The sequence below is a fragment of the Streptomyces sp. NPDC005722 genome (genome assembly GCF_040630935.1).
Lineage (GTDB): Bacteria > Actinomycetota > Actinomycetes > Streptomycetales > Streptomycetaceae > Actinacidiphila.
The window spans coordinates 87,128-105,880 of the sequence record NZ_JBEXYN010000017.1; the positions used below are offsets into that span (position 1 = coordinate 87,128).

General features: G+C 74.0%; 17 protein-coding genes. 5 read left to right on the forward strand and 12 right to left on the reverse strand.

Annotated features, from left to right (window positions below; translation table 11 throughout):
• Positions 1-24: 24 nt before the first annotated feature.
• Complete coding sequence (locus ABZ479_RS21060; protein ID WP_500463011.1) at positions 25-2,046, reverse strand: FAD-dependent oxidoreductase; 2,022 nt, start codon at positions 2,044-2,046, stop codon at positions 25-27.
• A gap of 119 nt (positions 2,047-2,165) precedes the next feature.
• The gene (locus tag ABZ479_RS21065) at positions 2,166-2,750 is read right to left on the reverse strand and encodes a TIGR03086 family metal-binding protein (protein WP_500463012.1); all 585 of its coding nucleotides are present in this window, start codon (positions 2,748-2,750) and stop codon (positions 2,166-2,168) included.
• A 75-nt stretch (positions 2,751-2,825) separates the two neighbouring features.
• Here ABZ479_RS21065 and ABZ479_RS21070 point away from each other — a divergent pair, with 75 nt between their 5' ends.
• Positions 2,826-3,635, forward strand: coding sequence for a DUF6597 domain-containing transcriptional factor (locus ABZ479_RS21070; RefSeq protein ID WP_500463013.1), 810 nt, complete (start codon positions 2,826-2,828; stop codon positions 3,633-3,635).
• A gap of 90 nt (positions 3,636-3,725) precedes the next feature.
• Here ABZ479_RS21070 and ABZ479_RS21075 read toward each other — a convergent pair whose 3' ends face one another.
• Positions 3,726-3,953, reverse strand: coding sequence for a hypothetical protein (locus ABZ479_RS21075; protein WP_500463014.1), 228 nt, complete (start codon positions 3,951-3,953; stop codon positions 3,726-3,728).
• A gap of 218 nt (positions 3,954-4,171) precedes the next feature.
• Here ABZ479_RS21075 and ABZ479_RS21080 point away from each other — a divergent pair, with 218 nt between their 5' ends.
• Positions 4,172-4,459 (forward strand): hypothetical protein, encoded by a 288-nt coding sequence (locus tag ABZ479_RS21080; protein WP_499607437.1) that lies wholly within the window; start codon positions 4,172-4,174, stop codon positions 4,457-4,459.
• Positions 4,460-4,480: 21 nt separating this feature from the next.
• Here the strand turns inward: ABZ479_RS21080 and meaB are convergent, their stop codons facing one another.
• The 5 genes from meaB to ABZ479_RS21105 form a co-directional block, all read right to left on the reverse strand.
• On the reverse strand, positions 4,481-5,464 hold the full coding sequence (meaB, locus tag ABZ479_RS21085) for a methylmalonyl Co-A mutase-associated GTPase MeaB (protein WP_499607440.1): 984 nt from the start codon (positions 5,462-5,464) through the stop codon (positions 4,481-4,483).
• 4 nt (positions 5,465-5,468) lie between these two features.
• Entirely contained in the window at positions 5,469-7,670 is a 2,202-nt protein-coding gene (scpA, locus tag ABZ479_RS21090; protein WP_500463015.1) for a methylmalonyl-CoA mutase, read from the reverse strand.
• A complete protein-coding gene (gene mutA, locus ABZ479_RS21095; protein WP_500463016.1) occupies positions 7,670-9,565 on the reverse strand; it encodes a methylmalonyl-CoA mutase small subunit in 1,896 nt (631 codons plus the stop codon). The genes scpA and mutA overlap by 1 nt, the downstream gene beginning before the upstream one ends.
• Positions 9,566-9,738: 173 nt before the next feature.
• Positions 9,739-10,503, reverse strand: a complete 765-nt coding sequence (locus ABZ479_RS21100) for a potassium channel family protein (RefSeq protein ID WP_500463017.1) — start codon at positions 10,501-10,503, stop codon at positions 9,739-9,741.
• A 106-nt stretch (positions 10,504-10,609) separates the two neighbouring features.
• Positions 10,610-11,344 carry a hypothetical protein gene (locus tag ABZ479_RS21105; RefSeq protein ID WP_500463018.1) on the reverse strand — a complete coding sequence of 245 codons (735 nt, stop codon included), beginning with the start codon at positions 11,342-11,344 and terminating at the stop codon, positions 10,610-10,612.
• 424 nt (positions 11,345-11,768) lie between these two features.
• On the opposite strand from ABZ479_RS21105, the gene ABZ479_RS21110 reads away from it, so the two are divergent.
• Positions 11,769-13,829, forward strand: coding sequence for a phosphocholine-specific phospholipase C (locus ABZ479_RS21110; RefSeq protein WP_500463019.1), 2,061 nt, complete (start codon positions 11,769-11,771; stop codon positions 13,827-13,829).
• Positions 13,830-13,855: 26 nt separating this feature from the next.
• Here the strand turns inward: ABZ479_RS21110 and ABZ479_RS21115 are convergent, their stop codons facing one another.
• Entirely contained in the window at positions 13,856-14,233 is a 378-nt protein-coding gene (locus ABZ479_RS21115) for a nuclear transport factor 2 family protein (protein WP_500463020.1), read from the reverse strand.
• Between the two features lie 2 nt (positions 14,234-14,235).
• A complete protein-coding gene (locus ABZ479_RS21120) occupies positions 14,236-14,697 on the reverse strand; it encodes an Lrp/AsnC family transcriptional regulator (protein WP_500463021.1) in 462 nt (153 codons plus the stop codon).
• Between the two features lie 93 nt (positions 14,698-14,790).
• On the opposite strand from ABZ479_RS21120, the gene ABZ479_RS21125 reads away from it, so the two are divergent.
• Entirely contained in the window at positions 14,791-15,636 is an 846-nt protein-coding gene (locus ABZ479_RS21125; protein WP_500463022.1) for an LLM class flavin-dependent oxidoreductase, read from the forward strand.
• Positions 15,637-15,638: 2 nt separating this feature from the next.
• Complete coding sequence (locus ABZ479_RS21130; RefSeq protein WP_500463023.1) at positions 15,639-16,073, forward strand: nucleoside deaminase; 435 nt, start codon at positions 15,639-15,641, stop codon at positions 16,071-16,073.
• A gap of 24 nt (positions 16,074-16,097) precedes the next feature.
• Here the strand turns inward: ABZ479_RS21130 and ABZ479_RS21135 are convergent, their stop codons facing one another.
• On the reverse strand, positions 16,098-17,144 hold the full coding sequence (locus ABZ479_RS21135; protein ID WP_499607466.1) for an ABC transporter permease: 1,047 nt from the start codon (positions 17,142-17,144) through the stop codon (positions 16,098-16,100).
• 2 nt (positions 17,145-17,146) lie between these two features.
• Complete coding sequence (locus ABZ479_RS21140; protein ID WP_500463024.1) at positions 17,147-18,721, reverse strand: sugar ABC transporter ATP-binding protein; 1,575 nt, start codon at positions 18,719-18,721, stop codon at positions 17,147-17,149.
• Positions 18,722-18,753: the final 32 nt, after the last annotated feature.

Below are 18,753 nucleotides of genomic sequence, written 5' to 3' on the forward strand. Positions count from 1 at the left end.
CCGCATCCTACGGACGGTCCGAGGTCACAGGCCCGCGGCCAGTTCGGTGCCCTGGCGGATGGCCCGCTTGGCGTCCAGCTCGGCCGCGACGTCGGCGCCGCCGATGAGGTGCACGGAGTGGCCGGCCGCGCGCAGCGCCTCGTACAGCTCGCGGCGCGGCTCCTGACCGGCGCACAGGACGACGGTGTCGACGGGCACGGTGCGCCGCTCGCCGTCCACGGTGATGTGCAGGCCCTCGTCGTCGATGCGCTCGTAGACGGCGCCCGCCACCATGGTGACGCCGCTGTGCTTGAGCTCGGTGCGGTGGATCCAGCCGGTGGTCCTGCCCAGCCCCGCGCCGACCTTGGTGGTCTTGCGCTGCAGCAGGTGCACGGTGCGCGGCGGCCGCGGCCGTTCGGGCGTCCGCAGCCCGCCGGGCCCGCGGTACTCGGTGTCGACGCCCCACTGGCGGAAGTACGTCTCGGGGTCCCGGCTCGCGCCCTCACCGCCGTCGGTGAGGAACTCGGCGACGTCGAAGCCGATGCCGCCCGCGCCGACGACGGCGACCCGCTCGCCGACCGGGGCGCCGTCGCGCAGTACGTCGAGGTAGCTGAGCACGCTGGGGTGGTCGGCGCCGGGGATCTCCGGGGTGCGCGGGGTGACGCCGGTGGCCAGGACGATCTCGTCGAAGCCCCGGTCCGCCAGGAACCCGGCCGTGACGTGGGTGTCCAGGCGCAGCTCCACGTCCTCCTCGGCGAGCCGGGTGCGGAAGTAGCGCAGCGTCTCGTCGAACTCCTCCTTGCCCGGCACCTTCCGCGCGACGTTGAGCTGGCCGCCGATCCGGTCGGCGGCGTCGAAGAGGGTGACGGCGTGGCCGCGTTCGGCGGCCGAGACGGCGCAGGCGAGCCCCGCGGGCCCGGCGCCGACGACGGCGACGCGCTTGCGCAGCCGGGTGGGGAGCAGGACGAGCTCGGTCTCGTGGCAGGCCCGGGGGTTGACCAGGCAGGAGGTGAGCTTCCCGCTGAAGGTGTGGTCCAGGCACGCCTGGTTGCAGCCGATGCAGGTGTTGATGGCGTCGGCGCGGTCCTCGCGGGCCTTCGCGACGAAGTCCGGGTCGGCGAGCATCGGACGGGCCATCGACACCATGTCGGCGGCTCCTTCGGCGAGCAACCGCTCGGCCACCTCGGGGGTGTTGATCCGGTTGCTGGTGACCAGCGGCACCGAGACCGCCCCCATCAGCCGCTTCGTCACCCAGGTGTACGCGGCGCGCGGGACGGAGGTGGCGATGGTGGGGATGCGCGCCTCGTGCCAGCCGATGCCGGTGTTGATGATCGTGGCGCCGGCCGCCTCGACCTCCTTGGCGAGGGAGACGACCTCCTCCAGGGTGGAGCCGCCCGGCACCAGGTCCAGCATGGACAGCCGGTAGACGATGACGAAGTCCGGGCCGACCCGTTCGCGGGTGCGGCGGACGATCTCCAGCGGGAAGCGGGTGCGGTTCTCGTAGGATCCGCCCCAGCGGTCGTCGCGGTGGTTGGTGGCGGAGGCGATGAACTCGTTGATCAGGTAGCCCTCGGAGCCCATGATCTCGACGCCGTCGTAGCCCGCCCGCCGGGCGAGCCCGGCCGCCCGCACGAAGTCCTCGACGGTCTCCTCGACCTCCTCGTCGGTGAGGGCGTGCGGGACGTAGGGGCTGATCGGCGCCTGCAGCGCGCTGGGGGCGACCAGGCCGGGGTGGTAGGCGTACCGGCCGAAGTGCAGGATCTGCATCGCGATGCGGCCGCCGGCGCGGTGCACGGCGTCCGTGACGACGGTGTGCTGCGCCGCCTCGTCCTCGGTGGTCATCCGGGCCCCGCCCGGGTAGGGGCGGCCGCGGTCGTTCGGGGCGATGCCGCCCGTCACGATGAGGCCGACCCCGCCGCGGGCCCGGGCGGCGTAGAACGCGGCCATCCGCTCGAAGCCGCCCTCGGCCTCCTCCAGCCCGATGTGCATCGAGCCCATGAGCACCCGGTTCGGGAGGGTGGTGAAGCCGAGGTCGAGCGGGCTCAGCAGGTGCGGGTACGGGCTCATCGCGGGGTCTCCTCGGGCGGCGGCGCGCGGTGTCGTCGCGACTTTTGTAGACCACCCCGGCCCGATTGTGCAACCAGTTGCAAAAGTGTTCCGCGCTACGCCGCCGTGTCCCCGCGCCCCTACGCCTCGGGGCGGCTCCAGCGCGGATCGCGGCCCGTGGCCGCCAGCAGCGCCTCGAAGGCGGAGGCCCCGGCGGGGACCGGCGCGGGCTCGCCGAAGACCCCCATCCTGCGGGCGGTCGGCCCCATGGCTGCCACGAGCTCCTCCAGCGCCCGCAGCCCCTCGGCGTCCGGCGCGTACGGGAGCCCGGTGGCCCGGGCCAGGTCCCAGGGGTGCACCGTCAGGTCGAGCAACGCCATGGCGCCGACGGTGCGCGCCGGCAGGTTCATCGACCCTGCCACGCCCTCGTCGGCGCCCGGTACCGCCCAGGCCTCGACCAGCAGGTCCGTCTCCTTGGCGAAGCGCTCCCGCCACCCGTCGCCGTAGGCGGACAGCCGGTCCGGGGTGACGGAGAAGTCGGCCTCCTCCCGGGCCGCGAGGGCCTGGAAGCCGACGACCACGTGGAAGAGGTGGTTGAGCAGGTTCCGCACGTCGTACCCGGCGCAGGGCGTCGGCGCGTCCAAGGCGCCGTCCGGCAGCGCCCGCACCAGGGGCAGCGCCCGGTCGCGGGCCGTGGCGAGCAGTTCACTGGTCCTCGTCGTCATGGCGCCGACGCTAGGGCGCGGAAGGCCGCTGCGGCTTGAAGAAATGCGACAGGGGCGCCCCGTAGGATCGCGGGTATGGCAGGTCCGGACAGCCCGCGCCGCGACACCCGGGGCATCGTCGACGCCCCGGAGCTGCTCGCCCGCGTCCGTTTCCGGCGCCGGGCGCCCGCGCCCGCGCTGCGGCCGTACCTGGAGCACTACTGGCTGATCGACTGGGACCTCGCCGAGCCGTACGCCTCGCACGTCGTGCCGCACCCCTCGGTCAACATCGTCTTCCAGCGGCACGGCACCGCCCCGGACGCCGGCGAGGTCGCGGGCATCGGGCTGGAACTGTTCACGCAGAAGCTGGAGGCCGCCGGACGCGTCTGCGGCATCCAGTTCCGGCCGGGCGGATTCCGGCCGTTCGCGCCCGCGGTGCCGGTGTCCCACTGGACGGGCCGGCGGGTCCCGCTCGACGACGCGCTGCCGGGCCACGAGGCCGTACCGGGCGCGGTGCTCGGCCCCCGGGACGAGGACGCCCGCGTGGCGGCCCTCGACGCGTTCCTGCTGTCGCTCTCCCCCGCGCCCGACCCGCAGGCGGCCCTCGCGACGGCCCTGGCCGACCGTGTCCGGCACGACCGGACCATCCTGCGGGTCGAGGACTTCGCCCGCTCCGAGGGCATGTCGGCCCGCTCCCTGCAACGGCTGTTCGCGGCGTACGTCGGCGTCAGCCCGAAGTGGGTCATCCTCCGCTACCGCATCCACGAGGCCCTGGAGCGTGCCGAGTACGGGACCTCGGTCGACTGGTCCGCCCTCGCCGCGGAACTCGGCTACAGCGACCAGGCCCATCTCGTCCGGGACTTCACCGCGACCGTCGGCGTGCCGCCCACCGCCTACGCGGGCTGAGCGCCGGGGGCCGACGGCCCGCACAGGTGCCGTCGGGCCCGGGCCGTCACCATGGCGGCGTCCGCGAACCCCGCCGCGTCACTCGCCGCGCTAGGAGCCCGCCTCCATGACGGCCCGTAGTTCGGCGAAGCGCCGGGCCTGCGGTGTGCCCGCGGCCGGCTCGCTGAGGGCGTACGCCGTGGTCTTGAAGCCGTCCCCATGGTGGAACTCCGCTCCCCAGGCACCCAGTCGCGCCGCGACCACCTCGTCCCGCGCCAGACGCTGGGTGCCCCACGGGTTGACGGCCACGATCCCGGCCGGGCCGACCTCGAGCCGCACCCTGAAGACGCTCCACCACAAGAAGAGCGTGACGCCGACGGCGAATGCCGACCACAGCCCGGCCGACCGGGCCGCGGCCGGTTACCAACTCCTGACCTCCGCACATGCGTCGCAGACGGCCACCGCGGGGCATAACGACATCGAGTGCGCGCAAACGGCCCCATCCCCCCACACGCACACAGGTCACGTCGCCTCACGCGGCACAGGAGGCCTGCCCCATGACCGATCCCATCACGCCCCGGCTCACCCCGATCCCCGTCGACGGCATGACGCCGTGCGGCCGCGTCGCCACCGGCGCGGCGGACCCGTGCGGGGAGGCCGCCCGGTGGCACATCCAATGGCTGCCCGGGCACGGCTCGTTCGCGTGCGCGGCGCACATGGCCGAGGCGCGGCGGCTGTTCGCGTACGTCGACCGTCACCAGGTGGGCCCGGACTGCAACATGCCGGGGGCGCTGTGGGCGGCAGGGCGCTGCGCCGTGCCCCGGGGCCAGGCGCGGGCGGCCTGACCCCGACGGCGGACCCCGGGCTCAGCCCGAGAAGGCGTCGAGGATGCGCGCGGCGGCCAGCGTGGGCGTCAACGTTCCCTCGCGGACCTGACGTTCGATCTCCGGGGTCAGCCTGCGCACCTCGGGGTGGCCACGGAGACGGCCCAGCAGTTCCTCACGGACCATGCTCCAGGCCCACTCCATCTGCTGGTCGCGGCGCTTGGCCGCCAGCCGTCCCGTGGACTCCAGCAGCGTGCGGTGCTGCTCCAGCCGCTCCCACAGCGTCTCCAGGCCCGTGCCCTCGCGGGCGCTGCAGGTCAGCACGGGCGGGGTCCAGGCGGCGTCCACCGGGGTCATCATCCGCAGGGCGCCGGACAGTTCCCGCGCGGCGGCGCGGGCGTCGCGCTCGTGCGGGCCGTCGGCCTTGTTGACGGTGATGACGTCGGCGAGCTCCAGCACGCCCTTCTTGATGCCCTGGAGCTGGTCGCCGGTGCGGGCCAGGGTCATCAGCAGGAAGGTGTCGACCATGCCCGCGACCGCCGTCTCGGACTGGCCGACGCCCACGGTCTCCACGAGCACCACGTCGTAGCCCGCCGCCTCCACGACGACCATGGACTCCCGGGTCGCCTTGGCCACGCCGCCCAGCGTCCCGGCCGACGGCGAGGGCCGCACGAAGGCCGAGGGGTCCACCGCCAGCCGCTCCATCCGGGTCTTGTCGCCCAGGATGGAGCCGCCGGTCAGTGTGGACGACGGGTCGACGGCGAGCACCGCGACCCGGTGACCGAGGCCCGTGAGCAGGGTGCCGAAGGCGTCGACGAAGGTGGACTTGCCCACCCCCGGCACCCCGCTGACGCCGATCCTGCGGGCCTTGCCGGCGTACGGCAGCAGCTCCGTCAGGAGCCGCTGGGCGAGCTCCCGGTGATCGGGCCGCGACGACTCCACCAGGGTGATGGCGCGGGCGATCCAGGCCCGTGAGCCGTCGAGCACGCCCTTGACGTACGCGTCCAGGTCGATGGTGGGAGGCATGGGCTCACAGTTCGTGGCCGAGCGCGGCGGCGAGCCGCGTGACCAGGTCGTACGCCGAGTCGGGGATGACGGTACCGGGCGGGAAGACCGCGGCCGCGCCCATGCCGAGCAGCTCGGGGACGTCCTGCGGCGGGATGACGCCGCCGACCACGATCATGATGTCCTCCCGGCCCTCGGCCGCCAGTTCCTCGCGCAGCGCGGGCACCAGCGTGAGGTGGCCGGCGGCGAGCGAGGAGACGCCGACGATGTGCACGTCGGCCTCCACCGCCTGCCGGGCGACCTCGGCGGGGGTCTGGAAGAGCGGCCCGACGTCCACCGTGAAGCCCAGGTCGGCGAAGGCGGTGGCGATCACCTTCTGGCCGCGGTCGTGGCCGTCCTGGCCCATCTTGGCGACGAGGATGCGCGGGCGCCGGCCCTCCGCCTCCTCGAAGCGTCCGACCAGCGCGCGGGTGCGGTCCACGGACGGCGACTCCCCTGCCTCGTTGCGGTACACACCGGAGATCGTACGGATCTGCCCGGAGTGCCGGCCGTACACCTTCTCCAGGGCGTCGGAGATCTCGCCCACGGTGGCCTTGGCGCGTGCCGCGTCCACCGCCAGCGCCAGCAGGTTGCCCTCCAGGCCCTGGCCCGCGCCGCGTTCAGCGGCGGCGGTCAGCGCGGCGAGAGCGTCCTGGCAGGCGCCCTCGTCGCGCTCCTCGCGCAGCCGGCGCAGCTTGGCGATCTGCTGCGCGCGCACGGAGGAGTTGTCGACCTTGAGGACCTCGATCTGCTCGTCGCTGTCCACCCGGTACTTGTTGACGCCGATGACCGGCTGGCGCCCGGAGTCGATGCGCGCCTGGGTGCGGGCCGCGGCCTCCTCGACGCGCATCTTGGGGATGCCCGCGTCGATCGCCTGCGCCATGCCGCCGGCCTTCTCGACCTCCTGGATGTGCTGCCAGGCGCGCTGCGCCAGGTCGTACGTCAGCTTCTCGACGTAGGCGGAGCCGCCCCACGGGTCGATGGCCCGGTTGGTGCCGGATTCCTGCTGCAGCAGCAACTGGGTGTTGCGGGCGATCCGCGCGGAGAAGTCCGTCGGCAGCGCCAGCGCCTCGTCGAGGGCGTTGGTGTGCAGCGACTGGGTGTGGCCCTGGGTGGCGGCCATCGCCTCCACGCAGGTGCGTGTGACGTTGTTGAAGACGTCCTGCGCGGTCAGCGACCAGCCGGAGGTCTGCGAATGGGTGCGCAGGGACAGCGACTTGTCGTTCTCCGGCTCGAACTGCCGGACGAGCTTGGCCCACAGCAGCCGGGCCGCGCGCAGCTTGGCGACCTCCATGAAGAAGTTCATGCCGATCGCCCAGAAGAAGGACAGCCGCGGCGCGAAGGCGTCGACGTCCAGGCCCGCGCCGAGCCCGGCGCGCAGGTACTCCACGCCGTCCGCGAGGGTGTAGGCCAGCTCCAGGTCGGCCGTGGCCCCGGCCTCCTGGATGTGGTAGCCGGAGATGGAGATCGAGTTGTAGCGCGGCATCTTCTGCGAGGTGTACGCGAAGATGTCGGAGATGATCCGCATCGAGGGCTTGGGCGGGTAGATGTAGGTGTTGCGGACCATGAACTCCTTGAGGATGTCGTTCTGGATGGTCCCCGCCAGCTTCTCGGGCGGTACGCCCTGCTCCTCCGCGGCCACGATGTAGAGCGCCAGCACCGGCAGCACGGCGCCGTTCATCGTCATCGACACGGTCATCCGGTCCAGCGGGATGCCGTCGAAGAGCTGCCGCATGTCGTAGATCGAGTCGATGGCGACGCCCGCCATGCCGACGTCACCGGTGACGCGCGGGTGGTCACTGTCGTAGCCGCGGTGGGTCGGCAGGTCGAAGGCGACGGACAGGCCCTTCTGGCCGGCGGCCAGGTTGCGCCGGTAGAAGGCGTTGGACTCCTCGGCGGTGGAGAAGCCCGCGTACTGCCGGATCGTCCAGGGCTGGTTGACGTACATCGTCGGGTAGGGGCCGCGCAGGTACGGCGCGATGCCCGGGTAGGTGCCCAGGAAGTCCAGGCCCTCCAGGTCGCGGCCGGTGTAGAGCGGCTTGACGCCGATGCCCTCGGGCGTCTCCCACACCAGGTCCTCGGCGCCGCGGCCGGTGGTCTCCTTGACCGCCGCGCGCCACTGCTCCTCGGTGGCGCCGTTCCCGGCGCCCGGTCCCAGCTCGATCTCCGAGAAGTCCGGGATCCGCATCACGCCACTCCCATCCGGTCGAGGACCGAGGTCAGGACGGCGACCGCGTCGCCGCCCGCGAAGACGAAGCCGTCGACACCCGCCGCCGTCCAGGCGGCCTCGCGCTCGCCGGGACGGCCGGCCAGGAACACCCGGCCCGCGCCCGCCTCCTTCAGTGCCGCGGCGACGTCCGCGGCGTGCTCCTCGTAGAGCGCGTCGCTGGAGCACAGGCACGCGGCCTGCGCGCCGCTTCGGGCGAAGGCCCCGGCCGCGGTCGTGGCGTCGACCGTCACCGGGTCGTGGACGGGCTCGACGCCGCCGGCCTGGAAGAGGTTGGCGGCGAAGGTGACCCGTCCGGTGTGCGCGGCGGCGGGGCCGAGGGCGGCCAGGAAGACCTTCGGGCGGGACCCGGTCGCGGCCAGGTGGGCGTCCGAGCGTGCGCGCAGGGCCTCGAAGGCCTCGTCCCGGCGGACCTTCGGGAGGCCGCCGGAGGGCGCGGCCGGCGCCGGGTCGCGCTCGACGGGCGGCTCCGACAGCAGCGGGAACTCGCTGACGCCGGTGATGGGCTCGCGCCGCCTGGCCAGGGCCCGTGTGCGCGCCGCCCAGGTCGTGGCGAGGCGGTCGGCGACCAGGCCGGAGGCGAGGGCGGCGGCCTGCCCGCCGGAGCGCTCCAGCTCCTGGAACCAGGCCCAGGCGGCCCCGGCGAGTTCGTCCGTGAGCCGCTCCACGTACCAGGAGCCGCCCGCCGGGTCGACGACCCGGGCCAGGTGGGACTCCTCCATGAGGATGGTGGAGGTGTTGCGGGCGATGCGGCGCGCGAAGGCGTCGGGCAGGCCCAGCGCGTGGTCGAACGGCAACACCGTGACGGAGTCCGCGCCGCCGACGCCGGCGCCGAGCGTGGCGACGGTGGTGCGCAGCATGTTCACCCACGGGTCGCGGCGGGTCATCATCACCGGCGAGGTGACGGCGTGCTGGCGCTGCCCCGCCGCGGTCGCGGAGGCGCCGCAGACCTCGGCGACGCGGGCCCACAGCCGGCGCGCGGCGCGGAGCTTGGCGATCGTCAGGAACTGGTCGGCGGTGGCGGCGTAGCGGAACTCCAGTTGCGCGCAGGCCGCGTCGACCGGCAGCCCGGCCTCGGTCAGCGCCCGCAGGTAGGCCACCCCGGTGGCGAGGGACGCGCCGAGTTCCTCGGCGGCCGAGCCGCCTGCCTCGTGGTACGGCAGGGCGTCCACGGTCAGCGCGCGCAGCCCCGGGTACTCCTGGTGCGTCCGGCGGGCGAGCGCCACGGCGACGGCGGTGTGCGCGGCGAGCGCGTCCGCGTCACCGGTACGGGCGACGTGGCCGAGGGGGTCGGCGCCGAGGCTGCCGCGCGCGGCCTCGCGGGCCACGCCCCGTTCGTCGTAGAGCGCGAGCAGCGCCTGGCCGGCCGCCTCGAAGTCCGCGCCCGCGTCGAGCACGACGGGGGCGAGGTCGAGGTAGACGCCGTCCAGGACCGCGCCGAGCGCGGGCACCGGGATGCCGGCGTCACCCAGGACGAGCCAGAGGGAGGTGACGCCGTTCTCCAGGTCGGCGAGCACGGCCTCGTTCGTGCGGGCCGCGTCGGGCCGCGCATGGCGCTGGCGTACGTCCCAGCCGCCCAGGACGCCGCCCGCCGGGGCACCGCCCCGGGTGAAGGGCGCGAAGCCGGGGAGGCCGACGCCGTCGCCGAAGGCGTCGGGCGCGTCGGGCGCGGTGTACAGCGGGCGCGTGATGAGCCCGTCGTCGAGGGAGGTGGACAGCGCGTCCTCCGCCGCCTGACCCGAGACGTCCTTGCCCGCTTTGCGCAGGACGCCCTCTACGAGGCGCCGCCACTGCTCGTGGGTCGCATCCGGGAATTCGGCGGCCAGGGAGAGCCCGTCGTCAGGCAGGACCGTCATGCTCACAGAGGCTAGTGCCCGTCAGCAGGTGAGCAGCAGGGGGCACACCTGTGACCTTGCCCATTCCGGTGGACCCTTGATCCGTTCGGACGCGATGCTCTATCCGGCGGCGGCCCCGCGACCCGCCCGGGAGCTCTCCGGCAGTCCTCCTGCGGCGCTCCTCGACGGCACGGTCAGCGCCGCTCGGCGGCCTGTCCGGACGCCCCGGGGCGGGTGCCGGTCGTCACCTCCGTCAGGTCGGCGACCTGACGGCGCAGCTCACGGACCTCGCGCAGCAGTTCCTCGGTGACCTCCTGGACGCGCCGGTTCTCCTCCTCGTCCTCCTGGAAGCGGGCCAGGAACCAGGCGGCGATGTTGGCGGTGACGACACCGAGCAGGGCGATGCCCGAGAGCATCAGCCCCACCGCGATGAGCCGGCCGACGCCCGTGGTCGGGGCGTGGTCCCCGTAGCCCACCGTCGTCATCGTGGTGAAGGACCACCACAGGGCGTCGCCGATGGTGCGGATGTTGCCGTGCGGCGAGTTGCGCTCGGCCTCGAGGACGGCGACCGACCCGAACGCCAGCAGCCCGAGCACGGCGCCCACGACGTAGGTCGTCAGGCGTACCTGGGCCGCCAGCCGCACCCGCTGGCCGACCAGGAAGAGCGCGGACACCAGGCGCAGCAGGCGCAGCGGCTGGAGCAGCGGGAGGACGACCACGGCGAGGCTGAGCGGCTGCCGCTTGACGAACTCCCAGCGCCGCTCGCTCAGGGCCAGCCGGACCGCGTAGTCGGCGGCGAACAGGGCCCAGACCGTCCGCTCCGTCCAGTGCGCGGTGGTGATGAGCGCGGGGTCGGCCGCCGGCACCAGGATCGGCAGGGCGTAGGCGGCGCCGAACACCACGGCCAGGGTGAGCAGCGCCGCCCTGGTCTGCTGCTCCCAGCGTTCGAGACGGTTCATGGGGGCAGTATCCCCCGCGCCCCGGCACCCCGGTGGGGCCGATCAACGTCCGCGGGACGCGGCTGACCTGCGGCGACGACGATGCTGCGGCACCCGGACCGGTCGCTCAGGGGTTCACCGGCGCGGTGGTCCGCTCGGGCGCACCGAACCGGGAGAGCGTCACGACGGTGCGGACCGTCGTCCGGTCGTCCCCGACCAGCCGCCGCTCGAACCGTACGACGCGGCCCTGCGCCGTCACCCAGATCTCGCAGTCGAACGAGCGGGCGTGAGCGGCGGTCATGTCGTCGTGGACGTCCGGGTCGAGCTTCGCCAGTTCGCCGGTGGTGACGGTTCCCTCGAGCCGGTGGACGGCGAGGCCCGCGGTCCGCTCCGGCCCCTTGTCCGCGCCGGGGCGTGCGGCCAGGAGGGTCGCGTAGCCGCCCAGGTTGCCGAGGTGGAGGCGCCCGCCGAGGGACGCCGGCAGCGCGTTCCAGCGGCCGGGCCGCCCGTCGTCCTGGCGGAAGCGGACGTAGGCGCGTTCTCCGGTGTAGAGCGCGTCGGACACCCCGTTGTGCGGGTCGCGCACGGTGAGCCGGCCGGTGGTCGGGCCGTTCAGGTTGACCCGGCCCCGCGACACGGTGGGCGGCCCGGCGACGGTGGTCGTCAGGGTCACGGCCGCCGAGTAGGGTGCCGGGTCCGCATGGCCCAGGACCGTCGCGACGTCGAAGTCGGCGGCGCCGGCACGCCCACCCGCCCCGTCGGCCCCTTCGCCGGAACCCTCCCCGCACCCGGACAGGCCGGCGAGGAGCAGGAGGACGGCGGTCGCGAGCAGGGCGGAGCGGGCGGCGGTCGGCTGAGGCATCGCGGAACGTTGCTCCCCCGTGGACGGTTGGCGTCGAACAGGGGCGGAGGCTACCGGGCCGTCACCCGGGTCCGCGAACGGATTCCCCCGGCCGCGGACGGGACACCGGTACCGACGTCGTCCTGCCGGCCCCCGGTCGAGCCCCCGGACCCGGGCCCGAACCGCCGCGGTCCGAGGCCGCGTTCCCGGCCGCCCCCACCGCCCGGCCCGCGCCGTCCCGTGGAAGACCCGCGGCGCGACACCCCAACGCCCGACCGGACGCACCGCTTTGCCCCCTCCGGGCGGATCCGGTCAGGCGGGCCGTGGCGGATTGGCGCAGCCTTCGCGGGGGCTTCCCCTGGCCGCCGCCCGGTGTTCGCGCACGCGGGGTGACACTGGCCGCCGCCCCCGTACTGCCGCGGACCACCCGGGAGACAGGCCTGCCATGAACCACATCGACCGCAGACGCTTCATGCAACTGGCGGGCGGTACCGCCGCGTTGTCGGCGCTGCCCACCAGCATCGCCCGCGCGGCGGAGATCCCCGCGGACCGCAGGACCGGCTCGCTGCGCGACATCGACCACATCGTCGTGCTGATGCAGGAGAACCGTTCCTTCGACCACTACTTCGGCACGCTGCGCGGAGTGCGCGGCTTCGGGGACCCGCACCCGGTGGCCCAGCCGAACGGCAAGCCGGTCTGGTACCAGTCCGACGGCACCAAGGACGTGCTCCCGTTCCACCCCGACGCCGACGACCTGGGGCTGGCGTTCCTGCAGGACCTGCCGCACGGCTGGAACGACGGCCAGGCCGCCTTCAACCGGGGCCGGTACGACCGCTGGGTGCCGCAGAAGTCCGCCACCACCATGGCGCACCTGACCCGCGAGGACATCCCCTTCCACTTCGCGCTCGCCGACGCCTTCACCATCTGCGACGCCTACCACTGCTCGTTCATCGGCTCCACCGACCCGAACCGCTACTACATGTGGACGGGCCACACGGGCAACGACGGCAAGGGCGGCGGCCCCGTCCTCGGCAACGAGGAGCTGGGCTACTCCTGGACGACCTACCCGGAGCGGCTGGAGGCGGCCGGGGTCTCCTGGAAGATCTACCAGGACGTCGGCGACGGCCTGGACGCCGCGGGCGGCTGGGGCTGGATCGGCGACGCGTACCGCGGCAACTACGGCGACAACTCCCTGCTGTACTTCGACCAGTACCGCGACGCGAAGCCGGGCGACCCGCTGTTCGACAAGGCCCGCACCGGCACCGACGCGCGCAAGGGCGAGGGCTTCTTCGACCTCCTGCGCGCCGACGTCAAGGCCGGGAAGCTCCCCCAGGTCTCGTGGATCGTGGCCCCCGAGGCCTTCACCGAGCACCCGAACTGGCCCGCCAACTACGGCGCCTGGTACATCGCGCAGGTCCTCGACGCCCTCACCTCGAACCCCCGGGTGTGGAGCAGGACCGCGCTGTTCGTCACCTACGACGAGAACGACGGCTTCTTCGACCACGTCGTCCCGCCGTTCCCGGCCGGCTCCGCGGCGCAGGGCGGCTCGACGGTGGACGTCGCCGGCGACCTGTACGCCGGTTCCGGCTCCCGCCCGGCGGGCCCGTACGGGCTCGGCCAGCGTGTGCCGATGTTCGTGGTGTCGCCGTGGAGCAAGGGCGGCTACGTCTGCTCGCAGACCTTCGACCACACCTCGGTCATCCGCTTCATGGAGCGCCGCTTCGGCGTGCACGAGCCGAACATCTCCCCCTGGCGGCGCGCCGTCTGCGGCGACCTCACCACGGCCTTCGACTTCGGGCACAAGGACACCGAGCCCCCGAGGCTGCCCGACACCAGCGGCTACCTGCCGCCGGACGGCGACCGGCACCCGGACTACGTGCCCGCGCCACCCGCCCATCCGTCGCTCCCCCGCCAGGAGCGCGGACTGCGTCCGGCCCGCCCGGTCCCCTACGACCTGTCGGCGGACGGCCGGATCAGCACCAGCACCGGGACGCTGCGCCTGGACTTCGCCTCGCACGCCTCCGCCGGCGCGCACTTCCTGGTGACCTCCCCGACGCACACCGAGGGCCCGTGGTCGTACACGGTCGCGGCCACGCGCTCCCTGGCGGACACCTGGCCCGTGGACGCGGACGCCCACGGGGCGTACGACTTCACCGCGCACGGGCCGAACGGCTTCCTGCGCCGGTTCGCGGGCCGGGCGAGCCAGGCCGGTCCCGAGGTCAGCGCCCGGCACGACGGCGAGCGCGGCTCGGTACGTCTCGTCCTGACCAACGACGGGCCCCGCACGGTCGAGCTCACCGTCAAGGACGGCTACGGCAAGGAGCACCCGGTGGCCTACCCGCTGCGTCCGGGCGCCCGCGCCGTGCACGTGGCCGGGACGCACCACAGCCACGGCTGGTACGACCTGTCGGTGACCTCCGACCTCGACGGCACCTTCCGGCGCCGGCTGGCCGGCCACGTCGAGACGGGCCGGGAGAGCACGAGCGACCCGGCGATCGGCGGCTGACCCGCACGGGAGCCGGCGCGCGCCCGCTACATCGGCTCGACGTAGCGGGCGCGCCACTCCGGGCGGGGGTCGGCGCCCGGGCTCGTCCAGTACTCGCGGCCGGCGACGACCCGTCCGTCGCGGACGGTCCAGAACGACGCCGCGTGGAAGAGCCCGAGGTCCGTGTGCGGCACCTCCACCTCCGAGACGGCCTGGTCGCCGTCGGCCACCACCCTGAGCACCCGGATCGACCAGCCCTCCGGGTACTCGCTGTTGACCGCCAGGAAGTTGGCCCTGCCGACGATGCGCTCGCCGCTCACCGGCCACTCCACCACGGCGTCCTCGGCGATCAGTTCACCGGCGCCGGCCCAGTCGCGCGCCTGGATCCGTTGCCACAGCTCTTCGACGACCTTCGCGGACTCCATGCTCACAGCATGCCGGACGGCGCCCGCCCGGGACCCCGGTACGGCAGGGTCTGCCGGTAGACCACGCTGGTCGTCACGCTCCCGAACCGCGCCAACTCGTCCATGACCTCCTCCAGGTGCCCCATGGAGGCGGCGGCGACCTTCAGGACGTAGCACTCCTCCCCGGTGGTGCGCAGGCACTCCAGGATCTCCGGTCGCTCGCCGAGCAGCCGGTGCAGGGGCTCGTGCCGGCTGCCGGGGTACTTCAGGCGGACGACCGCGAGCACCGGGTAACCGGCCCTGCCGAGGTCGACCTCGGCGCGGTAGCCGGTGATGACGCCCAGGCCCTCCAGCCGGCGGACCCGCTCGGCGGTCGCGGAGGCGCCGAGGCTGACCCGACGGGCCAGTTCGGTGAAGGGGACCCGGCCGTCGCGCTGCAGCTCCGTGAGGATCGCCCAGTCGGTCGCGTCGAGATTCTCGGCCATACGGCGAAGATACCGGGGGATCCACGGCCGGGCGCCGCCCGGACCGTGGGGAACGCCTTCCTGGCGGGACGGCCCGCTGGATAGCCTGGCGGGGTGCGAATCGGTGTGAACGTCCCGAACTTCGGGCCCGGAACCGACCCCGGCGTGCTGCGCGACTGGGCGCGGACGGTGGAGGGGCTGGGCTTCGACCTGCTGATGGTCTCCGACCACGTCGTCATCACCCCGGACGTGGCGGAGCAGTACCCGGCGCCCTTCTACGAGCCGTTCACCACCCTGTCGTGGCTCGCGGGCGTCACCGACCGCATCCGGCTGGGGACGACGGTGCTGATCCTGCCGTACCGGCATCCGCTGCTGACGGCCCGGATGGCGGCGAACCTCAACATGCTCAGCGGCGGACGGCTGGTCCTCGGGGTCGGCGTCGGCTGGGCGCGGGAGGAGTTCGCCGCGCTGGGCGTCCCGTTCGAGCGGCGCGGAGCGCTGACGGACGAGCACCTGACGGTCCTGCGCGAGGCGTGGAAGGACGGGGCGGACTACGCCGGCGCCCCGGTGCCGCTGTGGATCGGCGGCAACAGCGCGGCGGCCCGCCGTCGCGCGGTCCGCGTCGGCGACGCCTGGCATCCTCTGCGGTTCACCGTGCCGTGGCTGCGCGAGGCCGTCGGCGGGCTCGGCGCGCAGGCACGTGAGCAGGGGCGGCCGGTGCCCGCCCTGGCGCCGCGCATCGCGCTGCGGCTCACGGCGGAGCCGCTCACCGGTCCTGACCGGCTCGCCGGTCAGGGCACCCTCGAACAGGTCACCGCCGACCTCGGCGAACTGCGGGCGCTCGGCGCGGACACCGTCGTCCTGGACCCCTTCAACGGCGATCCCCGCGAGATCCTGCGCCCGCGGACGGCGTGGCAGGCGCTCGCGGCGGTCGCCGCCCACCGCCCACGATCGGAGTGACGATGACCGACGAGATGACGAGCCGCCTGCTGCGCCGGGCGGTCGAGCTGGCCGCCGAGGCCCGCGCGTCCGGGAACCCGCCCTTCGGCTCGCTGCTGGCCGGCCCGGACGGGACCGTGCTCGCCGAGGACCGCAACAGCAGCCTGAGCGACGACGACATCACCGCCCACCCCGAGCTGAAGCTGGCGCGGTGGGCGGCCCGGGAGCTCGATCCGGCCACCGCGGCCGCCACCACCATGTACACCAGCTGCCAGCCCTGCGGGATGTGCGCGGGCGCCCTGGAGCGCTCGGGGCTGGGCCGGGTCGTCTACGCGCTCTCCACCGACCAGCTCACCGGGCTCAAGTCGCCCGCGGCCAAGGCCGGTTTCCCGCAGGTGCCGCAGGAGGGGCCGGCCCTGTACGACGAGGCCCGCGTCCCGGTCGAGGGCTACTACTGATCCGGCCGGCCCGTCCCGGCCCGATCACTCCTGCTTCTCGCCCGAGGCGAAGCGGGAGATGATCAGGGCGACGATGATGATGGCCCCGTTGAGGAACTGGTTCCACAGCGGGGGCACGCCCGCCAGGGTCATCACGTTGACGACGAGCTGCAGGGTCAGGACGCCGGTCAGCGCCCCGAAGAGCGTGCCGCGGCCGCCGTTGAGGCTGACGCCGCCGATGACGGTCGCGGCGAAGACCTGGAAGATCCAGCCGCTGCCCTGGTCCGCGGAGATCGAGCCGTAGTGCCCGCTGTAGAGGACGCCCGCGAAGGCCGCGAGCACACCGCCCACGATGAGCACCACCCAGGTGATCCGGTCCACCCGGATGCCGGCGGTGCGCGCGGCCTCGGGGTTGCCGCCGATCGCGTACAGCGCCCGGCCGTGCCGCAGCCAGGCGAGTGCGCAGCCGCCGGCCGCGAAGAGCAGGGCGCAGATCCAGATCGCGGCGGGCACCCCGGCCCAGGAGGCGTGGCCGAGGTAGCTGAAGGAGCCGGGCAGTTCGACGATGGAACGGCCCTCGGAGATGGCGATCTGCAGCCCGCGCAGCATGGTGAGCGCGCCGAGGGTGACGATGAAGCCGTTCAGCCGCAGCTTGAGGATGAAGAAGCCGTTGACGGCGCCGATGACCGCCCCGACCAGCAGGCACACCGGTATCGCCGTCCAGACCGGCAGCAGTTCCAGTCCGGTGAAGCGCCCGCCGGATGCGGGCAGCACGAGCCAGATGGCGATGACCGGCGCGACGCCGATGGTGGACTCCAGCGACAGGTCCATCCGGCCCGCGATGAGGATCAGCGCCTGGGCCAGCACGAGCAGGCTGAGCTCGGTGGACTGCTGGGCGACGCCGATGAGGTTGTCGGAGGTGAGGAAGGCCGGCGAGACGATGAAGCCGATGACGCCCAGCACCAGGATGGCGGGGACGAGGGACAGTTCGCGGAAACGGGCGAGGCCGCCCGGTACGCGGCGCGGCGTCCCGGCCGCGGCCGCCTCGGCGGCGGGCACCGGCGGCTCGGTGACGTCAGTGGTGGTGGACATGGCTACCTTTCCTGTTCCTCTCCCTGCTCGGTGTCCCGCTCCCGCGCGGCGGGACGGGCGGCCACGCCCTCCATGGCGGCGACCAGTTCCTCGTCCCGCCAGCCCCGGCCGAACTCCGCGACCACCCGGCCGTGGAACATGGCCACGACCCGGTCGCACGCCCTGAGGTCGTCCAGTTCGTCGGAGACGACCAGCGCCGCCCGCCCGTCGTCGGCGACCTTGCGGATCCTGCCCAGCAGGAACTCCTTGGAACGCACGTCGACCCCGTTGGTGGGACGCACGGCGACCAGCACGTGGGGGTCGGTGGCCAGGGCGCGGGCGACCACGACCTTCTGCTGGTTGCCGCCGGACAGCGCGGAGACGGGGGTCCCCGCGCCCGGTGTCCTGATGTCGAGGTCCTTGATCATGCGCTCGGCGAACTCGCGGGTCCGCGAGGGCAGTACGGTGCCGTACGGCCCGAGCTGGTCGGTGACGGTGAGGGTGGCGTTCTCGGCCACGCTGCGCGTGCCGACCAGGCCCTGGTGGTGGCGGTCCTCGGGGACCAGGCCCACCCCGGCGGCCAGCGCGGCGGGCACCCCGGACGCGCGGAGCTCGCGTCCGGCCACCGTGATCCGCCCCGCGTCGGCGCGGTGCAGCCCTGCGAGGGTCTCCGCCAGCCGGACGTTGCCGCTGGCGGTGGCCCCGGCGAGGCCGACGACCTCGCCCGCGCGGACCTCCAGGGAGACCTCCGCGTAGGCGTCGCGCAGGGTCAGGCCGGTCACGTCCAGGACCGGTTCGCCCGTGGCGGGCGCGGAGGGGCCGGGAGCCGGGGCGCCCGCCGCGGGCGCCGCGGCACTCTCCCCGGTCATCGCCTCGACCAGGGCGTCGTGCCCCAGTTCGGCGACGGGGGCGGTGAGGATGTGGCGGGCGTCCCGGTAGACGGTGACGGTGGTGCAGAGGTCGTAGACCTCCTGCAGGTGGTGCGAGATGAAGAGGAAGGCCACGCCCTGCCGTTGCAGGTCGCGGAGCTTGTCGAAGAGCCGGGCGATGCCGCGGGCGTCGAGCCGGGCGGTGGGCTCGTCGAGGATGATGAAGCGCGCGCCGAAGGAGAGGGCGCGCGCGATCTCCACGAACTGCCGCTGCTCGACGGTGAGGTCGCGGGCGCGGACGGACGGGTCCATGTCCACCCCGTACTCGCCCAGCAGTTCCGCCGCGCGGCGGCGCAGCGCCGTCCACCGGATGGGGCGCAGCGCGCCGGGACTCTGCCGGTTGAGGAACAGGTTCTCGGCGACGGAGAGGTCGCCGATGACGGTGGAGCGCTGGTAGACGCAGGCGACCCGGGAGCGCCAGGCGTCGGTGTCGCCGACGGAGGGCGCCGGTTCGCCCGAGAAGCGCAGGGTGCCGCTGTCGGGCTGCTGGAGGCCGGTGAGGATGCCGACGAGGGTGGACTTGCCGGCGCCGTTGCGGCCCACGAGGGCGTGCGACTCGCCCGGGGCGACCGAGATGCCCGCGTCGCGCAGCGCCACGGTGGCGCCGAAGCGCTTGCCGATCCCGGTCGCCTCGGCCACGGCCGGCGGCGCGGTGGCGGGGTCCGCCATGGTGGTTTCCGTTCTTCTGGTGCGGACGGGCG